Annotated in this window: 23 protein-coding genes; 6 read left to right on the top strand and 17 right to left on the bottom strand. The window is 68.4% G+C overall.

Annotation, left to right across the window (positions count from 1 at the left end):
- The first annotated feature begins 73 nt into the window (after nt 1–73).
- Together KF889_16880 and mfd are read left to right on the top strand one after the other, a co-directional pair.
- Nucleotides 74–355, top strand: coding sequence for a succinate dehydrogenase assembly factor 2 (locus KF889_16880; GenBank protein MBX3501117.1), 282 nt, complete (start codon nt 74–76; stop codon nt 353–355).
- Entirely contained in the window at nt 355–3,879 is a 3,525-nt protein-coding gene (gene mfd, locus KF889_16875; protein MBX3501116.1) for a transcription-repair coupling factor, read from the top strand. The genes KF889_16880 and mfd overlap by 1 nt, the downstream gene beginning before the upstream one ends.
- Before the next feature lie 116 nt (nt 3,880–3,995).
- Here mfd and KF889_16870 read toward each other — a convergent pair whose 3' ends face one another.
- Nucleotides 3,996–4,658: a DsbA family oxidoreductase gene (locus tag KF889_16870; protein MBX3501115.1), complete on the bottom strand. Its 663-nt coding sequence runs from the start codon at nt 4,656–4,658 to the stop codon at nt 3,996–3,998.
- A gap of 42 nt (nt 4,659–4,700) precedes the next feature.
- Nucleotides 4,701–5,909, bottom strand: a complete 1,209-nt coding sequence (locus KF889_16865; protein ID MBX3501114.1) for an MFS transporter — start codon at nt 5,907–5,909, stop codon at nt 4,701–4,703.
- 78 nt (nt 5,910–5,987) lie between these two features.
- On the opposite strand from KF889_16865, the gene KF889_16860 reads away from it, so the two are divergent.
- Together KF889_16860 and KF889_16855 are read left to right on the top strand one after the other, a co-directional pair.
- On the top strand, nt 5,988–7,412 hold the full coding sequence (locus KF889_16860; protein ID MBX3501113.1) for a M20 family metallopeptidase: 1,425 nt from the start codon (nt 5,988–5,990) through the stop codon (nt 7,410–7,412).
- 67 nt (nt 7,413–7,479) lie between these two features.
- Nucleotides 7,480–9,096 (top strand): protein kinase, encoded by a 1,617-nt coding sequence (locus tag KF889_16855; protein ID MBX3501112.1) that lies wholly within the window; start codon nt 7,480–7,482, stop codon nt 9,094–9,096.
- Here KF889_16855 and KF889_16850 read toward each other — a convergent pair whose 3' ends face one another.
- Nucleotides 9,097–9,861, bottom strand: a complete 765-nt coding sequence (locus KF889_16850; protein MBX3501111.1) for an SDR family oxidoreductase — start codon at nt 9,859–9,861, stop codon at nt 9,097–9,099.
- 61 nt (nt 9,862–9,922) lie between these two features.
- Between KF889_16850 and KF889_16845 the strand changes: the two genes are divergently transcribed.
- Nucleotides 9,923–10,690: a glucose 1-dehydrogenase gene (locus KF889_16845; GenBank protein ID MBX3501110.1), complete on the top strand. Its 768-nt coding sequence runs from the start codon at nt 9,923–9,925 to the stop codon at nt 10,688–10,690.
- Here the strand turns inward: KF889_16845 and KF889_16840 are convergent.
- The 3 genes from KF889_16840 to KF889_16830 are packed head-to-tail and all read right to left on the bottom strand — an operon-like array spanning nt 10,685 to nt 13,315.
- Nucleotides 10,685–11,215: a cysteine hydrolase gene (locus KF889_16840; protein MBX3501109.1), complete on the bottom strand. Its 531-nt coding sequence runs from the start codon at nt 11,213–11,215 to the stop codon at nt 10,685–10,687. The genes KF889_16845 and KF889_16840 overlap by 6 nt on opposite strands.
- Nucleotides 11,212–12,189 carry a hypothetical protein gene (locus KF889_16835; protein ID MBX3501108.1) on the bottom strand — a complete coding sequence of 326 codons (978 nt, stop codon included), beginning with the start codon at nt 12,187–12,189 and terminating at the stop codon, nt 11,212–11,214. Before KF889_16835 ends, KF889_16840 begins: the two co-directional genes overlap by 4 nt.
- On the bottom strand, nt 12,179–13,315 hold the full coding sequence (locus KF889_16830) for an alanine racemase (GenBank protein MBX3501107.1): 1,137 nt from the start codon (nt 13,313–13,315) through the stop codon (nt 12,179–12,181). The genes KF889_16835 and KF889_16830 overlap by 11 nt, the downstream gene beginning before the upstream one ends.
- A gap of 445 nt (nt 13,316–13,760) precedes the next feature.
- Here KF889_16830 and KF889_16825 point away from each other — a divergent pair, with 445 nt between their 5' ends.
- Complete coding sequence (locus KF889_16825) at nt 13,761–14,312, top strand: hypothetical protein (GenBank protein MBX3501106.1); 552 nt, start codon at nt 13,761–13,763, stop codon at nt 14,310–14,312.
- On the opposite strand, the gene mazG is transcribed toward KF889_16825, so the two are convergent.
- The 11 genes from mazG to KF889_16770 all read right to left on the bottom strand — a co-directional run bounded on the left by mazG (nt 14,309) and on the right by KF889_16770 (nt 24,518).
- On the bottom strand, nt 14,309–15,133 hold the full coding sequence (mazG, locus tag KF889_16820; protein MBX3501105.1) for a nucleoside triphosphate pyrophosphohydrolase: 825 nt from the start codon (nt 15,131–15,133) through the stop codon (nt 14,309–14,311). The genes KF889_16825 and mazG overlap by 4 nt on opposite strands.
- On the bottom strand, nt 15,133–15,537 hold the full coding sequence (locus KF889_16815; GenBank protein ID MBX3501104.1) for a hypothetical protein: 405 nt from the start codon (nt 15,535–15,537) through the stop codon (nt 15,133–15,135). The genes mazG and KF889_16815 overlap by 1 nt, the downstream gene beginning before the upstream one ends.
- 248 nt (nt 15,538–15,785) lie before the next feature.
- Nucleotides 15,786–16,475, bottom strand: coding sequence for a hypothetical protein (locus KF889_16810; GenBank protein ID MBX3501103.1), 690 nt, complete (start codon nt 16,473–16,475; stop codon nt 15,786–15,788).
- Nucleotide 16,476: 1 nt separating this feature from the next.
- Nucleotides 16,477–17,184, bottom strand: a complete 708-nt coding sequence (locus tag KF889_16805; GenBank protein MBX3501102.1) for an MBL fold metallo-hydrolase — start codon at nt 17,182–17,184, stop codon at nt 16,477–16,479.
- A gap of 68 nt (nt 17,185–17,252) precedes the next feature.
- The gene (locus KF889_16800; GenBank protein ID MBX3501101.1) at nt 17,253–18,053 is read right to left on the bottom strand and encodes a TatD family hydrolase; all 801 of its coding nucleotides are present in this window, start codon (nt 18,051–18,053) and stop codon (nt 17,253–17,255) included.
- Nucleotides 18,054–18,062: 9 nt separating this feature from the next.
- Nucleotides 18,063–19,640, bottom strand: a complete 1,578-nt coding sequence (gene metG / locus KF889_16795; protein MBX3501100.1) for a methionine--tRNA ligase — start codon at nt 19,638–19,640, stop codon at nt 18,063–18,065.
- Between the two features lie 32 nt (nt 19,641–19,672).
- A complete protein-coding gene (locus tag KF889_16790) occupies nt 19,673–20,779 on the bottom strand; it encodes a DNA polymerase III subunit delta' (GenBank protein ID MBX3501099.1) in 1,107 nt (368 codons plus the stop codon).
- A complete protein-coding gene (locus KF889_16785) occupies nt 20,779–21,423 on the bottom strand; it encodes a dTMP kinase (GenBank protein MBX3501098.1) in 645 nt (214 codons plus the stop codon). Before KF889_16785 ends, KF889_16790 begins: the two co-directional genes overlap by 1 nt.
- Nucleotides 21,411–22,610 carry a D-alanyl-D-alanine carboxypeptidase gene (locus KF889_16780; GenBank protein ID MBX3501097.1) on the bottom strand — a complete coding sequence of 400 codons (1,200 nt, stop codon included), beginning with the start codon at nt 22,608–22,610 and terminating at the stop codon, nt 21,411–21,413. Before KF889_16780 ends, KF889_16785 begins: the two co-directional genes overlap by 13 nt.
- Nucleotides 22,611–22,675: 65 nt before the next feature.
- Nucleotides 22,676–23,614: a septal ring lytic transglycosylase RlpA family protein gene (locus KF889_16775; protein ID MBX3501096.1), complete on the bottom strand. Its 939-nt coding sequence runs from the start codon at nt 23,612–23,614 to the stop codon at nt 22,676–22,678.
- 31 nt (nt 23,615–23,645) lie between these two features.
- Complete coding sequence (locus KF889_16770) at nt 23,646–24,518, bottom strand: lytic murein transglycosylase (protein ID MBX3501095.1); 873 nt, start codon at nt 24,516–24,518, stop codon at nt 23,646–23,648.
- Nucleotides 24,519–24,533 lie beyond the last annotated feature (15 nt).

Here is a 24,533-nt window from a genome sequence, read left to right as displayed (position 1 = left end):
CCGATCCCGGCCGGGCTTCGAGGGCACCCTCGAGGCCCGGTGGGAGGTTGTCGATTCTGCGGAGCACAGGGGCATGGCCGGGGATATCACCGAAGATGAGGCGCTGCAGCGACGCCGCCGGCGGCTGATCTTTCGCAGCGATCATCGCGGCAACAAGGAGAACGACATCCTGCTTGGCCAGTTCGCGCAGGCCCACGTCATGAAGTTCAGTTCCGCGGAACTCGACCGCTACGAGGCACTTCTCGAGGAGAGCGACAACGACATCTTCGACTGGGTCGCCGGCCGCGCCGAGGTCCCGCCGGAGAAGGATTCCGACGTGCTGCGCCTGCTGCTGGCATTCCAGGTGACCTTCTGATGGTCGCCATCGCCGACATCTTCGCCCGCATCCATGCGCGCGCCGCGCACTGGCGGCTCTTCGGCGCGCCGGAGGGCGCCGATGCGCTGCTGCTGTCGGAGCTGGCGCGCGCCTCGGGCGGCACCGACATTCTCTACGTCGTGCGCGACGGCAACCGGCTGGAGCGGCTGGAGGAGGCACTGCGCTTCTTCGCTCCCGGCCGCGCGGTGCTGAGCTTCCCGGCCTGGGACTGCCTGCCCTATGACCGCCAGTCGCCGCATCCCGACATCGTCGGCGAGCGCCTCGACACGCTGACCCGGCTGGCCTCGGACAAGAAGCCCGGCACGCCGGCGCGCATCGTGCTGGCCTCGATCAGCGCCATGCTGCAGCGCGTGCCCCGGCGGGAGCTGTACGCCGGTCTGGGCTTCGACATCGTGGCCGGCAAGCCGCTCGACGTCGCCGCCCTCCAGCGTTTCCTCGGCGACAACGGCTATACGCGCGGCGAGACGGTGATGGAGCCGGGCGAGTTCGCCGTGCGCGGCGGCCTGATCGATCTTTTTCCGCCCGGCACCGCCGAACCGCTGCGGCTCGACTTGTTCGGCGACGCGCTCGAGAGCATCCGCAGCTTCGACCCGATGAGCCAGCGCACGACGGGCACCGTGTCGGCGATCACGCTGCGGCCGGTGAGCGAGATCGTGCTCACGCCGGACTCGATCCAGCGCTTCCGCGCCGGGTACCGCGAGCTGTTCGGTGCCATGGGCGCCGGTGACGACGATCCGCTCTACGAGGCGGTGTCGGCGGGCCAGCGCTATCCCGGCATGGAACATTGGCTGGCGCTGTTTCACGACGGACTCGACACGCTGTTCGACTACCTGCCCGGCGCGGTGGTCGTGCTCGACCAGCAGGCGGAGGAGGCGCGTGCCTCGCGCCTGGAGCTGATCCGCGACTACTACCAGGCGCGCAAGGCGGCGCTGGGCGGTGGCGGCAAGAAGGGCGGCTTCGCCGGCGCGGCGCCCTATCGGCCGGTGCCGCCCGAACGGCTGTACCTGCATGAAAAGGAATGGGGCGACAAGCTGGCCGATCGCACCGTCGTCGCCATGTCGAGCTTCGATGCGTCGGACACCGATGGCGCGGCAACGACGATCGATCTCGGCGGCCGGCGCCATGCCGGTTTCGCCGAGGCGCGCAAGGCACAGAACGTCAACCTGTTCGAGGCTGTCGCCGAGCATATCGATCGCGCGCATCAGGCCAGCCGGCGCCTGCTGATCGCCGGCTACAGCGAGGGCTCGGTCGAGCGCCTGCGAACGCTGCTGCGCGATCACGGCGTCGCCGCGCCGACGCCCGTCGCCGACTACGCCACCGCCGTCAACCTGCCGGCCGGCGCCGTTGGCATGGCGGTGCTGCCGATCGAGAACGGCTTCACGCTGGGCGCGCTGGAAGTGATCGGCGAGGAGGACATCCTCGGCGATCGCCTGTCGCGGCCCAAGCCCAGGCGCAGGCCGTCCGAGCGCTTCATCGCCGAGGCCGCGGCCCTGGCCGAGGGCGACCTGATCGTGCATCGCGAGCACGGCATTGGCCGCTACGAGGGCCTTGTCGCGGTCGAGGTCGGAGGCGCGCGGCACGACTGCCTGAAGCTGGTCTATGACGGCGGCGACAAGCTCTTCGTGCCGGTCGAGAACATCGACGTGCTGAGTCGCTACGGCGCCTCGGAGGGACCGGTGGCGCTGGATCGGCTGGGCGGCGCCGGCTGGCAGTCGCGCTCGGCGCGGCTCAAGCAGCGCATCGCCGACATGGCCGATCGCCTGATCAAGATCGCCGCCGAGCGCGCGCTGAAGAGCGGCGACGCGATGGCCCCGCCCGACGGACTCTACGACGAGTTCTGTGCCCGCTTTCCCTATGCCGAGACCGACGACCAGCTCAACGCGATCTCCGACGCGATCGAGGATCTGGGCGGCGGCAGGCCGATGGACCGCCTGGTCTGCGGCGATGTCGGCTTCGGCAAGACCGAGGTCGCGCTGCGTGCCGCCTTCGTCGCCGCGATGTCGGGCAGGCAGGTGGCCGTCGTGGCGCCCACCACCCTGCTGGCCCGCCAGCATCATCGTGTCTTCCTCGAGCGCTTCGCCGGCTTCCCCGTGCGCATCGGCCGGCTGTCGCGGCTGGTGCCGGCCAAGGAAGCGACCGAGACGCGCAAGGGGCTGAAGGAGGGCACGGTCGACATCGTCATCGGCACGCATGCGCTGCTGGGCAAGAGCATCGAGATTCCCAATCTCGGCCTGCTGATCGTCGACGAGGAGCAGCATTTCGGCGTCGCCCACAAGGAGCGCTTGAAGGAGCTCAAGGCCGATGTCCACGTGCTGACGCTGACCGCGACGCCGATCCCGCGCACCCTGCAGCTGGCCCTGACCGGCGTGCGCGACATGAGCCTGATCGCCACGCCGCCGGTCGACCGGCTGGCGGTGCGCACCTTCGTCACGCCGGTCGATCCGGTGGCGATCCGCGAGGCACTGCTGCGTGAGCAGTATCGCGGCGGGCAGAGCTTCTACGTCTGCCCGCGCATCGAGGATCTCGATGGCGTCGCCGCCTCGCTGCGCGAGCTGGTACCGGAGATCCGCTTTGCCATGGCGCACGGCCGGCTGGCGCCGACGGCGCTGGAGGACACCATGCAGAATTTCGTCGACGGCAAGTTCGACCTGCTGCTGTCGACCAACATCGTCGAAAGCGGGCTGGACATCCGCAACGCCAACACCCTGGTGATCCACCGCGCCGACATGTTCGGCCTGTCGCAGCTCTACCAGCTGCGCGGGCGCGTCGGGCGCGCCAAGACCCGCGCCTATTGCTATCTCACCGTGCCGCCGGGCCGCGCGCTCAACGAGGCGGCGTCGAAGCGGCTGGAGGTCATGCAGACGCTCGACACGTTGGGCGCCGGCTTCCAGCTCGCCAGCCACGACCTCGACATCAGGGGCGCCGGCAACCTGCTGGGCGAGGAGCAGTCCGGCCACATCCGCGAGGTCGGCATCGAGCTGTATCAGCAGCTGCTCGAGGAGGCAGTCGAGGCGGCGCGCGGTCAGGCGCAGGAGGCGCAGCGCCGCGCCACCGACTGGTCGCCGCAGATCAATCTCGGCCTGCCTGTGATGATCCCCGAGACCTATGTCGCCGATCTCGGCGTGCGCATGGCGCTGTACCGCCGCGCCGCCGACCTGCGCGATCAGCAGGAGATCGACTCCTTTGCCGCCGAGCTGGTCGACCGCTTCGGCAGGATGCCGGCGGAGGTCGACAATCTGCTGCGCACCATCGCGCTCAAGACGCTGTGCCGTGCAGCCGGCGTCGAGAAGATCGACGCCGGCCCCAAGGGCGTGCTGTTCGCCTTCCGCGACAACGTCTTCGCGCGACCGGAGAAGCTGATCGCCTACATCCAGCGCAATGCGCCCCTGCTGAAGGTGCGGCCCGACCAGAAGGTCGTGCTGAGCCGCGCCTGGGAGGAGGACGCCGCGCGGCTGAGCGGCGTCAGTCGCGTCGTCGGCGCGCTGGCCAAGATGGCGGCCTGATCCACCGTCGTCCTGAGCGCTGCGAAGGACCTCGCGGTATAGCGGCCACGCACGAACAATGTGGCGTTCGCACCAGCGCGAGGTCCTTCGCAGCGCTCAGGACGACAGAGCGCTCGTCAGACCGACTGCGCCTGTCCCTCGGCCGCCGTGCGCTCTTCCTGCGCCACGAGGTTGAACACCTCGGCAAACGCCGCGGGTGGCTGCGCGCCGGACACCGCATATTTGCGGTTGACGATGAAGCAGGGCACGCCGCTGACACCCATGCGGCGGGCATAGACGTCGGCGGCGACGACTTCCTGGCGGATCTCGTCGCTTTCGAGGAAATCGCGCGCCTCCTTCTCGTCGACACCGCCGCGCACGGCGCATTCGATCAGGGTGCCGATCGAGCCGATGTCGCGGCCCTCCTCGAAATAGGCCTGGAACAGCGAATCGACGACCTCGTCCTGGAAACCCCTGGGGCCGGACCAGTGGATCAGGCGATGCGAGTTCACCGTGTTGGGCGTGCGCTGGATGCGGTCGAACTGGAAGGCGATGCCTTCCTCGGCGCCGTTCTCGGCAATCGCCCGGTAGATTTGGCGCGAGCGGTCGCCGCCGCCGAATTTCAGCTTCAGGTACGCATCACGCGCCATACCGTCGGCCGGCATGTCAGGATTGAGCTGGAACGGGCGCCACGCGACCATGATGTCGGTGCGGCCCGATTCTGCCACGGCGCGCTCGAAGCGCTTCTTGCCGATGTAGCACCACGGGCAGATCGTGTCGGAGACGATATCGATCAACATGACGGCAACTCCACGCCGCAGGGGGTAAGCAAGGCTACGCCCCTAGGGTCGTGCTGTCACGGCCTCGCGCCGGTGCAGCACCCAGGCGGCGGCGATCGAAGCCAGCAGGGCGGGGGTGGTGTAGAGCGCGGCCCAGGACCAGCCGCCGGCCGTCACCAGTGCCGCGACCACGGGCGGGCCGATCAAGGCGCCGATGTTGGAGCATTGCATCAGCACCCCGTTGGTGGCGCCGATCAGGTCGGGGCGTGGCGCATGCACCGGAATGGCGCCGAACAGCGCGCCTGGTATGGCGCTGGCCGAGGCGGAGAAGGCGAAGGCCATGACCAGGCGCACCAGCGGCGGCAGCCAGTCGAAGAACACCAACACCGCCGTCGCCGCCATGATCAGCGCCGTGCCGCTCAAGACGGCGAGGCGCGGCACGCCGCGATGCAGCAGCTGCCCCGCGACCAGGCTGCCGCAGACATTGACGGCGATGACGCCGGCACCGATCGCGGCGGCCAGCGGGATCGAGAAACCCAGCCTCTCGACCTGCAGGGTGGGCAGGAAGCCGATCAGCGCGAACCAGGCGCCCGAGTACAGGCCGAAGCAGATGCCGATGGCGAGCGGGCCGGCCGAGCCGGCGGTCGCCGCTACGTCGCGCCAGAGCGACCGTCCGCGCGCCAGGGGAATGGCGTTGTCGCCGAGGCCGGCCTTCGAGGCCAGCACGGCCAGCGCGACAACCAAGAGCAACAGCGCGCTCGCCCACCACACGCCGTGCCAGCCCATCCAGGGCAGCAGGCCGGCCGAGGCAAAGGCCATCGCCCCTGCGCCGGCCGGCAGGTAGGCGCCCCAATAACCCATCATGCGCCGGGTATCGGCTGGCGCCGTGATCCGAAGGATCAGCGCGGGCACCGGCACGGCGACCGAGAGAAAGCCCAGGCCCTCGAGGATGCGCAGCGCAAAGAGCGCGGCGGCGGAGTGCGTCACCGCGCCGGCCGCGCTGGCGGCGCTGCCCAGCAGCAGGCCGAAGATCACCAGCCGGCGATGGCCGATGCGATCGGCGGCCAGCGCCATCAGGATGCCGATCAGCGCCGTCGTGAGATTCACCAGCGAGACGAACCAGCCGGCGGCGCGCAGGTCGATGCCGAGCTCGGCGCGGATCGCCGGCAGGGCAGGCGGCACCTTGCCGATCTGCGTCGCCGCGGCGATGCCGGCGATCATCAGCAAGGTGGCGAGCTTCCAGTCGGTGGAGAGGCGCGGGGGCGAATTCACGCCGGCACCATGGCCCTATTGCCACCGCTGCGTCCATGCGCGAGTCTCGCGCCGGCCTGATGTCGCAAGGTTGCCGAGATGCCCGATACCGAATCGCTGAAGAAGTTCGTCGACGCCATGTGGGACGACGAGATCGTGCCGACGCTCTTCGACTACATCAAGATTCCCAACAAGTCGCCCAGCTTCGACAAGGACTGGGAGAAGCACGGCTACATGGACGAGGCCGTGACGATGTTCGAGGCCTGGGCCCGGCGTCACCTCGCGACGTTTCCCGGCGCGACGCTGACGGTCGAGCGCCTGCCCGGCCGCACGCCGCTGATCTTCATCGACATTCCCGGCACCGGCAGCGATTGCGTGATGCTCTACGGCCATCTCGACAAGCAGCCGGAGATGAAGGGCTGGTTCGAGGGCTTCGGCCCATGGATCCCCCTGATCAAGGACGACAAGCTCTATGGCCGCGGCGGCGCCGATGACGGCTACGCCATGTTCGCCTCGCTCACCGCCCTGATGGCGCTGAAGGAGCAGAATGTGCCCTTTGCGCGCTGCGTCGTGCTGATCGAGGCCTGCGAGGAATCGGGCAGCTACGACCTGCCGTTCTACATCGACCATCTGGCCCCCCGGATCGGCAAGCCATCGCTGGTGATCTGCCTCGATTCCGGCGCCGGCAACTACGACCAGCTCTGGCTCACGACCTCGCTGCGCGGAATGGCGGCGGGCACGCTGAGCGTGCGCGTGTTGACCGAGGGCGTCCATTCCGGCGCCGCCTCAGGCATCGTGCCCTCGAGCTTCCGTATCGCGCGTCAGTTGCTGTCGCGCATCGAGGACGAGAACACCGGCCGCATCCTGCTCGACGACCTCTACGTCCAGGTGCCGCCGGCGCGCATCGTCCAGGCACGTCAGGCGGCGGAAATCCTCGGCGAGCAGGTCTCGGCGATGTACCCGTTCGCCGGCAGCACCAAGCCGATGAGCAGTGATCGCGCCGACCTGGTGCTGAATCGCACCTGGAGGCCGCAGCTCGCGGTGATCGGCGGCGAGGGGCTGACGCCGGTGGAGGAGGCGGGCAATGTGCTGCTGCCCTACACCACGCTGAAGCTCAGTCTGCGCCTGCCGCCGACGCTCGACGGCGGGCAGGCGGTCGCTGCGGTGACCAAGGCGCTGCAGGACGCCGCGCCCAACGACGCCGAGGTCGAGGTGAAGTTCGGCGACGGCTCGACCGGCTGGAACGCGCCAGAGCTGGCGCCGTGGCTCGAGGCGTCGCTGGCCAAGGCCTCGACCGACGCCTTCGGCAAACCCCCGGCCTACATGGGCGAGGGTGGCTCGATTCCCTTCATGGCCATGCTGGGCGAGAAGTTCCCCGGGGTGCAGTTCGTCATCACCGGCGTGCTGGGTCCGCATTCCAATGCGCACGGCCCCAACGAGTTCCTGCACATCCCGACCGGCAAGCGCGTCACCATGGCGATGGCCCAGGTCATCGCTGATCATTTCCATCGGCCCGGGCACTGAAGCCTATTGCCACCGACGCGCCTCTGCACGAGGCTCCCCGGACCAGTCGCTGCCCGGGGAGCACGGCGTGGTCGGACACAATGGAGACGTGCGCGATCCTGACCCGACGGTCGTCGAGGACAGGGGCGACCACGTCGATGCGCTGCACGCCGGCGCGCGCGTCGGCAAGTACGAGATCTTGGGCGTGCTGGGCCAGGGCGGATTCGGCATCACCTATCGCGGCCGCGACGCGACCCTCAATCGCGACGTCGCCATCAAGGAGTTCCTGCCGGTCTATATCGCGACGCGACAGAGCGGCAGCCAGGTCCTGCCGCGCTCGACGCATGTCGCCGAGGATTTTCGCTGGGGCCGTAGCCGCTTCCTCGAGGAGGCACGCACCCTGGCGAAGCTCACCGGCACGCCGGGCATCGTCGATGTCTTCGACTTCATCGAGGCAAACGGCACCGCCTACACGGTGATGGCGCTGGCGCGCGGCGAGACGCTCGAGAACCTGCTGCGACGCGAGGGCCGCCTGCCGCAATCGGCCATCCAGCAGATGCTGCCGCCGTTGCTCGCCGGTCTGGAGCGCGTGCATCAGGCCGGCTTCCTGCATCGCGACATCAAGCCGGGGAACATCCTGCTCGACAGGGACCGGCGCCCGACCCTGATCGACTTCGGCGCCTCGCGCGGCGAGTTGCAGGACCGCACACGCTCGATGACGGCGGTCTACACGCCGGGCTACGCGCCGTTCGAGCAGGTCGCGGCCGACAGGCAGGGTGCCTATAGCGACATCTATGCCCTCGCGGCGACGCTGTACCATTGCGTGACCGGCGCCCCGCCGCCCAGCTCCTCGCGGCGCATGACAAGCGATGAGCTGGTGCCCGCGTCGCGGGCCGCGCGCGACCACTATGCCCCGACACTATTGGCGGCGATCGACGCCGGCCTCGCGCTGCGCCCGGTCGATCGGCCGCAATCGATCGCCGAGTGGCGCCTGCGGTTCGCTGGCACCACTCCCTCGACCAGGACCGCGCCGGCTCACCAACCGCCATCGCCCGCGCCGCGCCCGCCGATATGGCGCACGGTCGCCCTGTCCGCGGCGTTGCTGATCGCGATCGGCGTCGCTGTCATGGCGATCCGCGAGCGCAATCGGGCAGAAGTCGAGCGCCAGCGCATCGAGCAGGACAACCGCCGCATCGAGGAGGAACGCATCAAGGCCGAGGCCGAGGCGCGCCGGCTTGCCCAGGAACGCGCGCGCATCGAGGCCGAGCGGCAGCGCCTGGCCGACGTGGCCCGACGACAGGCGGAAGCCGAGGCGCGCGCCTACGCGGCGGCGGTGGAGCGCGAGCGGTTGGCGCGCGAGGCGGCGGTCCTGGCGGAGACGACGCGCATCGCCGGCACCTGGAGCCTGGCCTGGCGCGACCAGTTCGGCAGCCACGGCGGCACGCTCGAGGCGCGGCGCGTCGTGCGCCCTGGCCTGATCGAAGGGCGCGTGACCGTCAACGCCGAGCGGGGCATCACCGTAACGCAGGACGCGAGGATCACGATCGCCGGCAACCAGGTGACGATCGAATGCTCCAACCCGAGCGATCCGGTCTGGAGCCCGGACCGCTTCTTCCTGACGCTGTCGGCGGACGGAAACAGGTTGACCGGTTATTCGCTCGATCTCAAGAACCGGCGCGGCGAGATCATCTTCGCCCGTCGCTGATCAGTATTGGATGCGCCGGGTGATGCCACCGTCGACGATCATGTTGATGCCGGTCGTGAAGCTCGAGCGTTCGCTGGCGAGGAACACGACCGTGTTGGCGATCTCCTGCGGCGTGCCCATGCGGCCGGTCGGGTTGCGCTTCATCGAGTCCTGGTAGCGCGGCGTGTTGGCGTCGCGCTGACGGCCCCAGGTATTTCCGTCCTCGATGATGGTGCCTGGCGAGACCATGTTGACGCGCACGCCCTTGGGTGCGAGGTCGATCGCGAGCGACTTCACCAGCGGCGTCAGCGCCGCCTTCACCGAGCGGTAGGGTGAGGTCGGGTTCGAGACCTCGACCAGCGCCACCGTGCCGATGATGCAGGCGGTCGAGCCCGGCGCGCTCTTTTCCAGATGGGGTTGCACGATGGCGAGCGCGTCGACCGTGGCCAGCAGGTCGACCTCGACGGCGTGACGCCAGCCCTCGGCCGTGTTGGGGCTGCCCAGTGCGCTGACATTGGCGACGAAATGGTCGATGCCCGCGTGCTCGCGGGCGAAGCCATCGATCCAGGCCTTGAGCTTGGGGGAGTCCGTCACATCGAGCGCACTGCCGGTCACCTTGAAGCCGCTGTTTCGCCACTCGCCCTCGCGCTGCGTCACCAGCGCAGCGTCGCGGGCGCAGAAGCCGACGATCGCACCTTCGGCGACGAAGGTGTCGACGATGGCGCGGCCGATGCTTTTGGTTCCGCCGGTGACCAGCACGCGCTTGCCCTTGAGAGCCAGGTCCATAGTTTCCCCTTCGGTAACGCTCGCCTATAACGGCGCGCATCTGAACGCGGGAGACGAGGGCATGTCCAAGACTTTCGACCTCACCGGCAAGGTGGCGATGGTCACCGGCGCCTCGTCGGGATTGGGCCTGCATTTCGCGCGCACGCTCGCTGCGCATGGCGCGTCGGTGGCGATCACTGCGCGGCGTGCCGGTCGCCTCGCCGATCTGGTCGCCGAGCTGGGCAGCAAGGGCCAGCGCGCGCACGCCGTGGCGATGGACGTGCTGTCGGGCGGATCGATCCGCGCCGCCTTCGACGACGCCGAAGCGGCGCTGGGCGTATGCGACATCGTCGTCAACAACGCCGGCATCAGCATCGTCAAGCCGGCGCTGGAGATGCCGGAGAAGGATTGGGACGAGGTCACCAACACCAATCTGCGCGGCGCCTGGCTGGTGGCGCAGACCGCAGCACAGCGCTGGGTGAAGGCGAAGCGGCCCGGCCGGCTGATAAATATCGCCTCAATCCTCGGCCTGCGCACCATCGGCCAGGTCGCGCCCTACAACGCCGCCAAGGCAGGCTTGCTGCATCTGACGCGCGTGCTGGCGATGGAGTGGGCGCGCCATTCGATCCAGGTCAACGCCATCTCGCCGGGCTACATCGAGACCGAGATGAACGCCGCATTCTGGCGCACCGAGCCGGGGCAGCGGCTGATCGCACGCGTGCCGCAGCGCCGGCTGGGAAAGCCGTCGGACCTCGACGGCGCGCTGCTGCTGCTGGCCTCGGACGCCGGCGCCTTCATGACCGGCGCCGACATCACCGTCGACGGCGGCCACACGGTGAACTCGCTATAGCTCGGCGCAGCGGCGGATCACTGCCGGTCCGGCCGGGGCGATGAAATCCGCCCAGATCGAGTTGTGGTGCTCGATGATCTTCACCGCCGGCAGATGCGGGCGATCGGAGGTCGTGTGTCCGTCCGGCGGCACGATCGTCGACCAGCGTCGCGCCAGGGCGCTGCGCACCGTCGTGTCGACGCAATAGTCCGTCGCGCAGCCGGTGACGATCAGCTGCTCGACGCCCTGCTGCCGCAGGAACTCGTCGAGGCCGGTCTCGAGGAACGAGTCGCAGGATCGCTTGCGGATCACCGTATCCGTCATCTGCGCGTCGAGCTCGCGCAGCAGGCGCCAGCCGGGCAGGGAAGGGTGATGCGGATCGCCCTGCGGCCCGTCGTGCTGGATGAAGACGACGATGCCGCCGCGGCGGCGCACCGACTCCGCCAGCCGGTTGAGCCGGACCACCAGCGCGACGGCGTCGTGGCGTGGCGTCTGCGGCGTGAACGAACCCTGCTGCATGTCGATGATCAAGAGCGCCTGCTTCATGGGTCCTTGCCCAGCGTGCGGTCGAAGAAATCGAGGATCTCGCCGTTCATGACGCGATGGATCGCCACGCGATCGACGCCCTTGGGATCGGCGCAGGCGGGGCCGCGCATGCCGGGCCCGCAGGGTGCCACGAACACGTTGTGGTCGCCGCCGGGGATCACAACGTACTCCGGCGGCTTCGGCAGCAGCTTCAGCAGATGCTCCTCGCCCGTGGCGGCGCGCACGGTGGTGTCGTTGGCGGCGCGATAGATGCGCAGCGGGATGCCCACGTCGGCAAGACCATGACGGTCGAAGAAGATGCTCCAGGCCGGCGCCATCAGCACGGCGGCGCGGATGCGCGCATCGTGCGTCACCTTCAGGTCGCTGCGCGCGCGACGCACGCCGCCGCGGCCCATCCAGCCGCAGAACGCGGAATCCCTGTCGCCCTGGGCACAGTGGACCAGCCCGAGCCTGAAATCGGGCCGCGCCCCGGCGAGCACAAGGCCGGTATAGCCTCCGGCGGAGTAGCCGATGAAGCCGATGCGGGCCGGATCGACCGCCCGTGCCAGCAGGCTATCGGAGAGGATGGCGTCCAGCACCAGCACGACATGCTGCGGCCGGCCCAGCAGCTGCAGGTCGCTGCCGGCGCCGCTCATATCGCGGCGATTGTCGTAGGGGTGCAGCGGTGTGGCGACCAGAAGCCCCGCCGAGACCAGGGCGTGGATGGTGTCGCCGTGGTTGTCGAGACCGCCACCGGAGCCGTGCGACAGAACGACCAGACGGCGCTTGCCGGGTGCTGGCTTGCGGTCCTGCTTGGCGACGGCGCCGCTCCTGGGCGCCGGAAACCACACCGTGACCGGGATCGAGGCGAGTCCCGGATGCGGCACGGTCATGACCTTCGTGCCCACATCGTAGCGCGCCTGCGCCAGGGCGGGCCCGGCCAGCAACGCAAGCAGGACGCCGGTGAGCAGCCGGCGCGCAAGGCTACCAGCCATTGACCCGGTCGTAAGTCGCCACGACGGTACGGCCATCGCCCTGCTCGCTGTCGACGACGTAGTAGCGGTCATAGGCCGCCGCCGTGATGCAGGCGTGATTGGGCATGATGCGCAGGCGCGAGCCGATCGGCAGCTTGTCGTAGGGCAGCTTGGTCTCGGCGCCGACGAAGCCGTGCTCTTGCGAGCAGGCGACCACGGCCAGCTCGGGCACCGGCGAATCCTTGATCGTGCCGTAGCCCGCCTTGGGCATGAACTCCTGGGCGCTGATGTCCTTCGACAGCGCCAGCGCGCCGGCGTCGATCAGCAGCTGGTTGCGATGCGGGTAGTGGCCAATCACCGAGGCCACCACCGAGAGCGCCATGTCGCCCGAGCCGCAGGAGCCGATGCCGACCTGGTCGAGATCGTTGAAGACATAGACGCCGGGGCGCATCTCGGTGATGCCGTCGAAGCCCTGGGCGTGCATTGCTGTGGGCGTCGAGCCGGCGCTGACGATCGGACAGGGCAGGCCAGCGTCACGCAGCATCTTCGCCGCCGCCGTCACGGCTGTCCGCTCCTGCTCGGCGGCGCGGCGAACGCCGTCGACGGTGTTCTGATGATAGGAGTGGCCGCCATGCGTCATGACGCCGGCGAGCTCGACATTGGGTGCCGCGTGCAGCGTACGGGCAATGTCGAGCAGCGCCGACAGGTCCGGATAGGGCAGGCCGGCGCGGCCGGCGCCGCTGTCGATCTCGATGAAGACCGAGAACGAATCGCCGGCACGGCCAGCTTCGGCGATCGCCTGGGCGACCGTCAGGTTGTCGGTCACCACGCGCAGGTTCACGCCTTGGCGGCGCAGGGCGGTGATCGCCGGCAGCTTGGAGGGCACGATGCCTACGGCGTAGAAGATGTCCTTGAAGCCACCCGAGGCGAAGTAGCGCGCCTCGGCCAGTGTCGAGACGGTGATGCGTCCGTCATGGCCCTCGGTGGCGAGCCGCGCGACCTCCAGCGACTTGGCCGTCTTCACGTGCGGGCGCAGGGCGACGCCGGCTTCCGCCAGCCGCTGGCTCATGCGCCTGGTGTTGCGCAGCAGGATCGCGCGATCGAGGATCAGGGCCGGGGTCGGAAGGGTATCCAGCGTCTCGCTCATGGCTGGGCCGTGCTGTGGGGGGACGATCCATCAGGCCATGCCGGCCGTAGCTTGCGCAACAGGAGACGCCGATGGGTCTCGACGCGGCAGTCGCGCGCTCGGCGTGTCTTCGAGCACATGTACGAGATCGTCGATCGGCCGCGCTTCGCCATCATGGGACCGCGCGCTGTCGGGCGATGTTGACTACCTGAAATGATGCTTCACTGGCGTGGTGGGCCCGTCGGGCATTCGACTTCGTCGGACTGAGCGAGGTCCGATTCAATCCCCAGGGACTTGTCACCAAGCATCTGGACGACTGGGACAGCGGCACGCTGGTATACGAGCGGGCGCCGTTTCTGGGGGCCCTGGTGCGCGTTATCAAGCGCAGGATGCGCGCCAACTAGCCACTGATCCTGCGACAACAAGTGCTTCGCCTGTCAATCAACCGGATGGCTAGGATCGGTCCATGCCCGTTGAGAACGAACGCAAATTCGTCCTGCAAGACCCCATTGGCACGCTCGAGAACACGCTCTCGGCCGCGCAGCCACCAATCCGGCGCACGGCGATCCGGCAGGCCTATCTCGATACCGCAGGCCTGCGCATCCGGCGCTTCGAGCGAGAGGATGCAGTCAGCCACATCTTCTCCTACAAGCGGCCGGTCGACGGCGTGATGGTCGAGATCGAGCGCGAGATCGATCCGATCGACTTCGAGCGGCTCTGGAAGCTGCGACAGGAGACACTGGAGAAGCTTCGCTACAGCATTCCCGCCGGCGACTGCCTCTGGGACATCGACTTCTTCAAGGATGACGGGCGGACCTATTTCGCCCTCGCGGAGGTCGAGATGCCGGAGGGCAGGGAGGACCCGCCGCCGCCGCCGGCGATACTTGCACCCTACATCGAGTTCCTGGTCGAGCGCGGCGACGAGCGCTTCAGCTCCAAGAAGCTGGCCGATCCCGCCTATGCCCGCCGTCTCAGGCTGACGTTGGGGCCGACGCCGCCGGTAGCGGCGGCCGATTAGCGCCGTTCGGCGCGTTTCGCCTCCACCCACAGGGCTTCCATTTCCTCGAGGCTGGCGCCTTCGGGCGAGCGGCCCTGCGCCCTAAGCGCCCGCTCGACGTGATGGAAGCGGCGGGTGAACTTGTCGTTGGTGGCGCGCAGCGCCGCCTCGGGATCGATCGCCAGATGACGCGCCAGGTTGGCGACGGCGAACAGCACGTCGCCGATCTCGTCGCTCAGGCGCTCCGCCGCGGCACCAGCCGCGATCTCGACGCGCAGCTCGCCGATCTCCTCCTCGATCTTGTCGATCACCGGTTCCGGCGCTCCCCAGTCGAAGCCGACCCGCGCCGCGCGCTTCTGCAGCTTCTCGGCCCGCAGCAGCGCGGGCAGGGCGAGCGCCACGCCGTCCAGCACGCTATCTTCGGGCGTGGCCCTGCCGGCGCGCTCGGCCGCCTTGACGGCTTCCCAGGCGAGCGTCTGGGCGGCGGCATCGGCCACGGATTGTGAGCCGAAAACATGGGGATGACGGTCGATCATCTTGCGGCTGATGGCGTCGGCGACGTCGGCGAAGGCGAAGGCGCCTGCCTCCTCGGCCATGCGGGCGTGGTAGACCACCTGCAGCAGCAGATCGCCCAGTTCTTCGCGCAGATCGGCCATATCCCGCCGGGTGATGGCATCGGCGACTTCGTATGCTTCCTCAATGGTATAGGGCGCGATGCTGGCAAAATCCTGCTCGCGGTCCCAGGGGCAGCCGCGCTCGGGATGGCGTAGCCACGCCATGATGGCGATCAGCCGGTCCATCGGCTCGACCGGCAGGTCTTCAGGCGTGGGCTTGGTGGCCATCAGCGACTCTCGGAGATTGGCAGCGGCTCGAACTGAGGATCGACCAGTTCCAGCAGTTTATAGGCCTCCTCGATGGTGCGGACGACCAGCGGCTCGCGGTTGCCCCCAATCTTCTGATAGGTCGAGAACATCCGGCCCAGGCCGAACAGGTCGGGACGTGGCGCGACGTAGACCCGTTCCTGGCCGGTCAGGATCGCTGCCCGCTGGCTGCGGCTGACGAACTCCGCAGTGTCGATCTCGATGGTATCCACACCGGTGAAGTCGACCAAGGCGCGAGACAATCCCTGACGGGCCACCAGGGCACGGACGGTGGTATCCAGCCGCGCGAGGTCATCGGACACAAGACGGTCCGAGAGCCTAACCAACAGGAGATTGTGCCGTCGCTCGAAGAACAGGGCGAGCATGGGTCAGCGCTATTGAGCTTGGTCAATCGGCAGTGGTTGGATGTCCGGATCGTGCGGATTGATGAGAGCATACGCTCTCGTCAGCGTGCTTACGAGTGCCGAGGGGATGCGGAAATTAAGAGAATAGAATCATTACAGTATAGCCTTATCCTAATGTGTTTCATTATTGTTGGCGTATAATATATATTATGGAAAACTCTGTTATTTTATGATTTCGTAATAGGTAGTAGAACTTAGGTAATTCAGTATCACCGGTCATTATGCCAAGCTATTTGAATCCCATTCCTAACCAGAACAAGAAGCGGCAGATAGAGTTCGGCTTCTGATTGCGGCGCGCCGAGCGTTATCAGGAACGCGCGCTTGGCATTCCGCGGGTTCGGGATCAGCAGATCAGCCACCACCCTCTGCTCGCGATCGCCGCGCCTGGGCGGCACGTTCTCGAACAGTCCGATGCGCTCGCCCGTGGAGATCGTCTCCATGCTGGCCTTGATGGTCGGGAATCGGGTCCGCAGCGCCGCCGCTTTGGCGATCAGGAACTTGTCGATGTCTGCCGCGCCCTCGAACTCCAGGTCGACCCGCCACAGAATTACCCTCACCGTCCGCCGCGGGTTGAAGATGGCGACCCGCTCGTTGTCCTCGATGGCGTGCCAGCCCAGCGGGATAGCGATCTCGGCGTCGACCGCCCGCGAGCGCATCCGGGCGAACCCCTCGGCGGTGACCACCGTGATCAGCTCCAGCAGGCTCTCGGGGGTCTGTCCCGTGTACTGCCGGTTCAGCAACTCCTCAGGATCGATGAGCGTGCGCGAGGTCTCGTCCAGCGAGTAGGTGCGAAAGGTCGTCGCCGGCCCGCTGAAGCGGCCGCCGTCCTGGGCTGCGACCGGCCAAGCCAAGGCCAGTCCCGCGGCGAACAGACTCAGTATTTTCCATAATGCAAGCACATCATGCCTCAAGCACAAGCCCGTCATAAGCCGGCTCGACATGTGCCGGCGTCACGCGGCTCACCTCATCATAGTCCATGTCGACATGCATGTTGGTGAGCACGGCGCGGCGCGGCTTGAGGCGCGCGATCCATTCCAGGGTCAGGTCGAGATGCGCGTGCGTCGGGTGCGGCCGATAGCGCATGGCGTCGACGATCAGCGTGTCGACCCCCTCAAGCGCCACGAAGGCTCGATCGTCGAGTCGCACGACATCGTTGCAATAGGCGATGCCGCCGAAGCGGAAGCCCAGCGCGACGGTCGAGCCATGGTCCATCTCGAAGGGCACCACGCGCACGCCGGCGGCGCTGAAAGGCTCCTCGCCGATCTCGTGGGCCCGGTACAGCGTCGAATAGACGCTGACATCGGGCTGGGCGAAGGCGTAGCCGAAGCGCGACTGCAGGGACGCCAGCGTCGACTTCGACGCCCAGGCATCGATCGGCCCCTGATGGATCGCCAGCGGCCGCACGTCGTCGATGCCGTGCGTCTGGTCGGCGTGGTCGTGTGTCCACAGCACGGCATCGAGCCGCGTGACGCGCGCGTCGATCAGCTGGCGCTGCAGGTCGGGCGAGGTGTCGACCAGGATGGTCCTGCCCGCCTCCTCCACCAGGATCGAGCAGCGCCGGCGGACATTCCTGGGGTTCTTGGGATCGCAGGCGCCCCAAGCGCCCATGCCGCCCGGACCGCCGGGACGCGGTACGCCGCCCGACGTGCCGCAGCCGAGGATCGTGACCTTTGTCCTCACGCGGCACGCTCGACGATGGCCGAGCGGTCGGCCTTGCCGAACAGCCGGAAGAAATTGTCGGTCGTGGCGGCGCAGAGCTCGGCCATGCTGACGCCCTTGAGCTCGGCGACCTTGGCGGCGGTATGCGCCACGAAGGCCGGCTCGTTGCGCTTGCCCCGCCTGGGGATCGGCGCGAGGTAGGGCGCGTCCGTCTCGACCAGCAGGCGATCGAGGGGGATGTCGCGCACGATGTCGCGCAACTGTTCTGCCGCCTTGAAGGTCACGATGCCGGAGATCGAGACGTACATCCCCAGCGCCAACGCTGCGTCGGCCACGGCGCGGCCCGAGGAGAAGCAGTGGATCAGACCGGGGAAGGCACCCAGCCCCTGCTCCTCGCGCAGGATCGCGATTGTATCCTCGTCGGCGTCGCGCGTGTGGACGATCAGCGGCAGGCCGGTGGTCCGCGACGCCGCGATATGGGCGCGGAAGCTCTCGGCCTGCTCCTGCCGCGGGCTGTGCTCGTAGAAATAATCGAGCCCGGTCTCGCCGATGCCGACTACGCGGGGATGCTGCGCCAGCGCGACCAGGCGGTCGGGGACACGCTGCCCCTCCTCCTTGGCCTCGTGCGGATGTACCCCGACACTGCACCAGATGTTCGGATGACGCTCGGCGATGGCACGCACGGTCTCGAAGCGGTCGAGTCGCGTGCCGATGGTCAGCATGGCGCCGACGCCGGCGTCGCGGGCGCGCGCGACGACGGCATCCTGTTCGTTCGCCAGCTCGGGGAAATCGAGATGGCAGTGAGAGTCGACCAGCATGGCCACCGCTTACGCCTTCTTGCGCGCCTGCCTGGGAGCTTGCGCCGGTGCCGTCGGATCGACGTAGCGCGGGAATACGCCCTGCGGCGCCGGCAGCGCGGTTCCGCTCACCATCTCGCGATCGAAGGCGGCAAAATCACGGCCGTCCGCCGGCACGGCGAGCTGGTCAAGGATGCGTGCCGTCGAGCCGGGCATGAAGGGCTGCGCCAACAGGGTCACGCGCCGGATGATCTCGGCCAGTACCCACAGCACGTGATCGCGGCGCACCGGATCGGTCTTCGCCAGCGTCCACGGCGCCTGCGTGTCGACATAGCGGTTGGCGTCACCGATCACGTCCCAGATCGCCGCCAGTGCCTCATGGAAGGCCTGGTCGTTGATCCGGTCACGAACGGCGGCGAGCGCCCCGCGCGCCTTGTCGAGCAGCGCCTTGTCGGCGTCGGTCAGCGGACCCTTCGCCGGGACCGCGCCGCCGCAGTTCTTGGCGACAATCGACAACACGCGCTGGCAGAGGTTGCCGTAGTCGTTGGCGAGGTCGGCGTTCATCCGCTGAACGATCGAGGCACGCCGCAGGTCGCCGTCATTGCCGAACGGCACCTCGCGCATCAGGAAGTAGCGCGTCTGGTCGAGACCGAAATCACGCACCAGGGCCAATGGGTCGATCACGTTGCCCAGTGACTTCGAGATCTTCTGGCCCTCGTTGGTCCACCAGCCATGCGCGAAGACGCGGCTGGGCGGCGCGACGCCGGCCGACATCAGGAAGGCCGGCCAGTACACGGTGTGGAAGCGCACGATGTCCTTGCCCACCATATGCAGGTCGGCCGGCCAGTACTTCCAGTTCGGCGCATTGCTGTCGGGGTAGCCGCACTCCGTGATATAGTTCGTCAGCGCGTCGAACCACACGTACATGATGTGCTGCGGATCGTTCGGCACCGGCACGCCCCACTTGAAGGTGGTGCGTGACACCGAGAGATCCTGCAACCCGCCTTTCACGAAGCTGATCACCTCGTTGCGCCGGCTCTGCGGCGCGATGAAGCGCGGGTTGTCCTCGTAGAACCTCAGCAGCCGGTCCTGCCAGGCCGAGAGCCGGAAGAAGTAGCTCGGCTCCTCGACCCACGCGACCTCCGCACCGCTCGCGGTGGCGCGGCGCTTGCCGTCCGGACCGACCTCGGTCTCGCTCTCGGCGTAGAACGCCTCGTCGCGCACCGAGTACCAGCCGGCATACTTGCCGAGATAGATGTCGCCGGCCGCCAGCACCCTGTTCCACAGCGCCTGGCAAGCCGCATAGTGGCGCGGCTCCGTCGTGCGGATGAAGTTGTCGGGGCTGTAGCCCATCGCCGGAATCAGGTCGCGGAAGGACTGGCTCACCTTGTCAGTGAAGGCCTGGGGCGCCATCCCGGCATTGGCCGCCGCCTGCTCGACCTTCTGGCCGTGCTCGTCGGTGCCGGTCAGGAAGCGCACGTCCTTGCCGTCGAGACGCATGAAGCGGGCCATCACATCGCACGCAAGAGTCGTGTAGGCGTGGCCGATGTGCGGCACGTCGTTCACGTAGTAGATGGGCGTCGTGATGTAGAACCTGTTGTCGCTCATGCTCCGCCTGCTTTCGCCTGTCCGGCGCGCGATCAGCGGATCGCCGACTGGAAGGCGAACAGGCTGCCGAGGACGACCTGCTTACGGTCGAGATTCACTGCATCCGCGCGGGCGAACAGGTGCGCGACCTTCTCCCATACCTGCATCCAGCGATCAAGGCCGGCGCCTTGCAGCAAGCGCAGACGCAGTGGCGCTTCCCCCGCCAGCAGGCTTGCCGGCGCCTCGCCCACGGCGCCCTGGCGCACCAGGGTCTTGAGCCACCAGTCGAGCAGGAAGGCGACGGTGCGGAAATCGCGCTCGCCATCGTCTCCGCGGCGGCCGACGCGCTCGGCGAAGGCATGCAGGGCAGCAGCGTCGAGCCTCGGCAAGCCGTCGAGCAGGCCGAAAAGATCGCCGTAGAGCTTCAGCCCGCCGGCGTCGGCGAACTCCAGCGCGCGGCCGATGCTGCCGTCGGACAGCCGCGCCAGCGCTATGGATTCATCGGCCGGCAGCGCCGGCATATACTGGCCGAGCAGCTCGACGACGGTGTCCTCTGGCAGCGCCTTCAGCATCAGCCGACGGCAGCGCGAGCGCACCGTCGGCAGCAGGCCACCCGGCGCATGCGCTACCAGCAGCAGCACGGAACGCGGCGGTGGCTCCTCGAGCAGCTTCAGCACGGCGTTGGTCGCGGCCCGGTTCATTTCGTCCGCGGCGTCGATCACCGCGACGCGCCAGCCGCCCTCGGCCGGGGTCAGCCGCATGAACGAGCCGAGGTCGCGCACGTTGCCGATGACGATCTCGGTGCGCTTGCGTCCGGTGTTCTCGTTGTAGCCGATCTCGACCGTCCGCATGTCCGCGTGGCCACCGGCGATCAGTCGCTGCGCGGCCGGGGCGCGCATGTCGACCTCGAGGGAGGTCGGCGCGCCGCCGAACAGCCCGCCGCCATGCTCGCCCGCCAGCAGGAAGCGGGCGAAGCGGTGCGCCAGCGTCGCCTTGCCGATGCCGCGCGGGCCGGAGATCAGCCAGGCATGCGGCAGCTTGCCGGAAATGAACGAATCGAGCAGCGCGCGCTCGGCCTCGTCATGGCCGACCAGCCGCGCGTTGGTACGCGGCAGCGGCCAAGGCGGCGCCTGGTCGAACTTCTCCGGCTTGCGCGCCATCAGAACAGCTCCAGACGCTCGCGCGCCACGTCCACGATCGCGCGATGCACGGTATCGATGTCGCCCGATGCGTCGATCAGCGCGCAGCGCTTCGGCTCGGCCGCGGCGATGGCGCGGAAGCCCGATCGCACGCGCTCGTGGAAACCGGCGCCGAGACCTTCGAAGCGCGTCTCCGCCCCGCGGCGCGCGGCCGCGCGTGCCAGACCGACATCGACCGGCAGGTCGAGGATCAGTGTGAGGTCGGGCACGAAGTCACCCACGGACACGCGATAAAGCGACTCGATGTGCTCCATGGCAAGGCCGTGGCCGTGGCCCTGGTAGGCGCGTGTCGAGTCGGCAAAACGGTCTGAGATCACCCAGGCGCCGCGCTCCAGCGCCGGCCATACCGTGCGCAGGAGATGGTCGCGGCGCGCGGCGAACATCAGCAGCGCCTCGGTCTGTCCATCCCACGCGTCGGTCGGTCCCTCAACCAGCAGCCTGCGGATCATCTCGGCGCCGGGCGAGCCGCCCGGCTCGCGGCTGGCGACGACCTGCCTACCCTGGCCGCGCAGGAAGGCCGCCAGCAGGCCGATCTGCGTCGACTTGCCCGCGCCCTCGCCGCCTTCGAGCGTGATGAAGCGACCGCGCGGGCTCACGCCATCCAGCCGAACAGGTAGTGCTTGATCACGCCCACGGCGCGACCGAAGGCGCCCAGGCGCGGTACATCGGCGCCGGCGTAGAGCGGGTACTCGACGGCCCGCGCACCCGGTGCGGCCGAAACCATCACCTTGCCGATCTGGTCGCCCTTGCGGATCGGCGCGCGGATCGGTCCGTTGTACTGCACGGTGACGCGTACATTGGCGTCCTGACCCACCGGCACCGTGGCGGCGATGGCGCGCTGCGCCACCAGGGGCACGGTGCGCCGGTCGCCGAGCCAGACCTGCCCGTCGATCACCTTGTCGCCGGCCCGGAACGCGACGTTGTTCGTGTACTCGCGAAACGCCCACTCGGTGAGCCGCGCCGATTCGCTGGCGCGCTGGCGCATGTCGGCCAGACCGTTGACCACGAGGATGATGCGCCGTCCGTCGCGAATGGTGGAGGATGCAAGGCCGAACCCGGCCTCCTCGGTATGGCCGGTTTTCAGCCCGTCGGTGCCCGGGGTGATACTGAGCAGGCGATTGCGATTCTCCTGCCGGATGTTGTTCCAGGCGAAATCGGCGATCGCGTAGTACCGGTAGTACTCGGGAAAATCCACGATGGTGCGCTTCGCCAGCACGGCAAGATCGCGCACGGTGGTGTACTGGCCCTCGGCCGGCCAGCCGCTGGAATTCTTGAACACGGTGTTGGGCATGCCGAGATCGCGCGCCTTCTTGGTCATGAGCGCGGCGAAGTTCTCCTCGGTGCCGCTCAGCCCCTCGGCGATCACCACGCAGGCGTCGTTGCCCGACAGCGTGATGATGCCCTTGATCAGGTCCTCGACCGCGATCTCCGAGCCGAGCTCGACGAACATGCGCGAGCCGCCCATGTTGCGTGCGCGCTCGCTGACGCGGAACTTGCTGTCGAGCTTCAGGCGGCCAGCCTTGAGCTCCTCGAAGATGATGTACACCGTCATCATCTTCGCCATCGACGAGGGCGAGGTTCGCTGGTCGGCGTCCTTGAACAGCAGGACGGTGTCGGTCACCGCGTCGACCAGGTACGCGGTCTTGGCCAGCGTGCCGATGCCGATCTGCGAGGGCGGCAGCGCGTCGTAGTTGGGCGGCGGCTGGCGCGGCTTGACCTGGCGGGTCGGCGCCGGCTTGCCGGGCTTGGCCTGCTGAGCCGAAGCCACGGCGAAGATCAGCGACGCCGCCATCGCCAGGGCGGCGACACTCATCAGATGTCGCGACAAAGAAGGCATGGCTTCACCTCCCCGGCGGACTACTCGTTGACCACGCGTGCGTCGCGATAGCCGGCCTGATGGACGCGGCCCATGGTCGACTGTGCGCTGTCGGCGCTGGCATAGGGGCCCAGGCGCACGCGGTACAGCGTGGTCGGCCCGAAGCTCGTCGGGCTGACGGCGCTTTCGCCGAAACGCGCCAGGGTGGCGCGCACGCGCTCGGCGCCGTCGATCGTGCTGAAGGCGCCAGCCTGCACGAAATAGCCGGAAGCGGCCGGCGGCGACGCGGCTCCGGCGATGGCGGAGACAGAGGGTGACGCCACGGGCGCAGGGCCAGGCGCAGGCCGGGCAGCCGGCAGAGGTGGCGGTGACGGCGCGGCGACGACCATTGTACGCGATGGCGCGGCGGGCGCATCGCGCATCGCCGATATCTGCTCCGACACGCTGCCGCCATTGCGCGCGATGTCTTTCACCCGCCTGCTCTCCTCCGGCAGGATCTCGACGCGCACGCTGGCGACGCCGGCGCGGACCATGTCGAGCTTTTCGGCGGCGGCGCGCGAGACGTCGATGATGCGGTTGTGCGCGAAGGGGCCGCGGTCGTTGACCCGCAGGATCACGCTGTTGCCGTTGCCGAGATTGGTGACGCGCACCACCGAGGGCATCGGCAGCGTGCGGTGGGCGGCGGTCATGGCGCGCTGGTCATAGGCCTCACCGTTGGCCGTACGTCGGCCATGGAAGCCCGGGCCGTACCACGAGGCCATGCCGGACTCGCTGTAGCCGTAGTTCTCGTCCGGTGTATAGACTTGGCCGGCGATGACGTAGGTGCCGCCGACCTTGTAGCTGCTGCGGCCGTCGGGCTTGGGCGTGGCGCCGCAGGCGGCCAGCATCAGGATGGACACGACGGCGCCGGTAGCGCGCAACGGCGCGGGATGGTGTGAGATCATAGGCCCGGGGTTTCGGCGTTCAGAGGGGTGTTGCATTAATACCACGGGCCGGGCCGGCGCAACATCGTCACGCCGCGGCGATCCGGTCCGACAGAATGCCCACCGAGAGTGCGAAGAAATCCGCCGGGTTCCAGCGCCGGATGGCGCGGAAATTCACTGTCGTTGCGTAGCGCCGTCCGCCCGGCCCCTCGGGCGTGACGATGCGGTCGCCCTTGCCCGCCATCGACTCGCCGGGCCGCAACTCGGCGCCCCAGCCCACGCCCGCCTTCCAGCCGGCCTTGCGCAGGTAGTTGGCGGCCGAGGCGAAGACGTCGGCGCGGCTGCCCCAGATGTCGCGCTTGCCGTCGCCATCGCCGTCGACCGCCAGCGCCAGGAAGCTCGAGGGCATGAACTGGCACTGGCCCATCGCGCCGGCCCACGATCCCACCATCCGCTCGAACGGCACGTGGCCGCCCGCAAGCACGCGCAGGGCGGCGATCAGCTCGGCGCGGAAGTACTTGGTGCGGCGGCCGTTGTAGGCGAGCGTCGCCAGCGCGGCGATGACGTTGAAGTCGCCCATGCGCGTGCCGTAGTTGCTCTCCACGCCCCACAGGGCGACGACGACCGCCGCCGGCACGCCGTGCGGCCCGGTCGTGCGCGACAGCAGCGCGGCGTTCTCGCGAAACAGCGCGCGGCCGCGCCTGACGCGCTCCTCGGTGACGACGCGGCCGAGATACTCCGACCAGGTTAGCCTGAACTCGGGCTGATGACGATCGAGCTCGAGCACGCGCTCGATCGGCTGCAGGCCGGTGAAGGCGCGGTCGACGACAGCCGCCGGCACGCCCTTGCCCATGGCCTCACGCTGCACGCCCTGCAGCCAGGCGTTCCAGGCGCCCTGCGCCAGCGCCGCCGGCGACAGCAAGAGCGCGCCCGCACCGCAGAGCAGGCTCCGGCGATCGATTGACGTCACGCTGCC

This window comes from Alphaproteobacteria bacterium (assembly GCA_019635875.1).
Classification (GTDB): Bacteria; Pseudomonadota; Alphaproteobacteria; order Reyranellales; family Reyranellaceae; genus JAFAZJ01.
This window is presented reverse-complemented; position numbering and strand designations above follow the sequence as displayed.

What these genes read in the sequence shown, in the direction of transcription:
- KF889_16775 (MBX3501096.1), bottom strand. Translation starts at nt 23,614, where the DNA reads ATGCAACACCCCTCTGAACGCCGAAACCCCGGGCCTATGATCTCACAC.
- KF889_16840 (MBX3501109.1), bottom strand. Translation starts at nt 11,215, where the DNA reads ATGAAGCAGGCGCTCTTGATCATCGACATGCAGCAGGGTTCGTTCACG.
- KF889_16790 (MBX3501099.1), bottom strand. Translation starts at nt 20,779, where the DNA reads ATGGCGCGCAAGCCGGAGAAGTTCGACCAGGCGCCGCCTTGGCCGCTG.
- mfd (MBX3501116.1), top strand. Translation starts at nt 355, where the DNA reads ATGGTCGCCATCGCCGACATCTTCGCCCGCATCCATGCGCGCGCCGCG.
- KF889_16835 (MBX3501108.1), bottom strand. Translation starts at nt 12,189, where the DNA reads ATGGCTGGTAGCCTTGCGCGCCGGCTGCTCACCGGCGTCCTGCTTGCG.
- KF889_16815 (MBX3501104.1), bottom strand. Translation starts at nt 15,537, where the DNA reads ATGCTCGCCCTGTTCTTCGAGCGACGGCACAATCTCCTGTTGGTTAGG.
- KF889_16825 (MBX3501106.1), top strand. Translation starts at nt 13,761, where the DNA reads ATGCCCGTTGAGAACGAACGCAAATTCGTCCTGCAAGACCCCATTGGC.
- KF889_16860 (MBX3501113.1), top strand. Translation starts at nt 5,988, where the DNA reads ATGCCCGATACCGAATCGCTGAAGAAGTTCGTCGACGCCATGTGGGAC.
- KF889_16830 (MBX3501107.1), bottom strand. Translation starts at nt 13,315, where the DNA reads ATGAGCGAGACGCTGGATACCCTTCCGACCCCGGCCCTGATCCTCGAT.
- mazG (MBX3501105.1), bottom strand. Translation starts at nt 15,133, where the DNA reads ATGGCCACCAAGCCCACGCCTGAAGACCTGCCGGTCGAGCCGATGGAC.
- KF889_16780 (MBX3501097.1), bottom strand. Translation starts at nt 22,610, where the DNA reads ATGGCGGCGTCGCTGATCTTCGCCGTGGCTTCGGCTCAGCAGGCCAAG.
- KF889_16850 (MBX3501111.1), bottom strand. Translation starts at nt 9,861, where the DNA reads ATGGACCTGGCTCTCAAGGGCAAGCGCGTGCTGGTCACCGGCGGAACC.
- KF889_16870 (MBX3501115.1), bottom strand. Translation starts at nt 4,658, where the DNA reads ATGTTGATCGATATCGTCTCCGACACGATCTGCCCGTGGTGCTACATC.
- metG (MBX3501100.1), bottom strand. Translation starts at nt 19,640, where the DNA reads ATGAGCGACAACAGGTTCTACATCACGACGCCCATCTACTACGTGAAC.
- KF889_16880 (MBX3501117.1), top strand. Translation starts at nt 74, where the DNA reads ATGGCCGGGGATATCACCGAAGATGAGGCGCTGCAGCGACGCCGCCGG.
- KF889_16805 (MBX3501102.1), bottom strand. Translation starts at nt 17,184, where the DNA reads ATGGGCGCTTGGGGCGCCTGCGATCCCAAGAACCCCAGGAATGTCCGC.
- KF889_16800 (MBX3501101.1), bottom strand. Translation starts at nt 18,053, where the DNA reads ATGCTGGTCGACTCTCACTGCCATCTCGATTTCCCCGAGCTGGCGAAC.
- KF889_16845 (MBX3501110.1), top strand. Translation starts at nt 9,923, where the DNA reads ATGTCCAAGACTTTCGACCTCACCGGCAAGGTGGCGATGGTCACCGGC.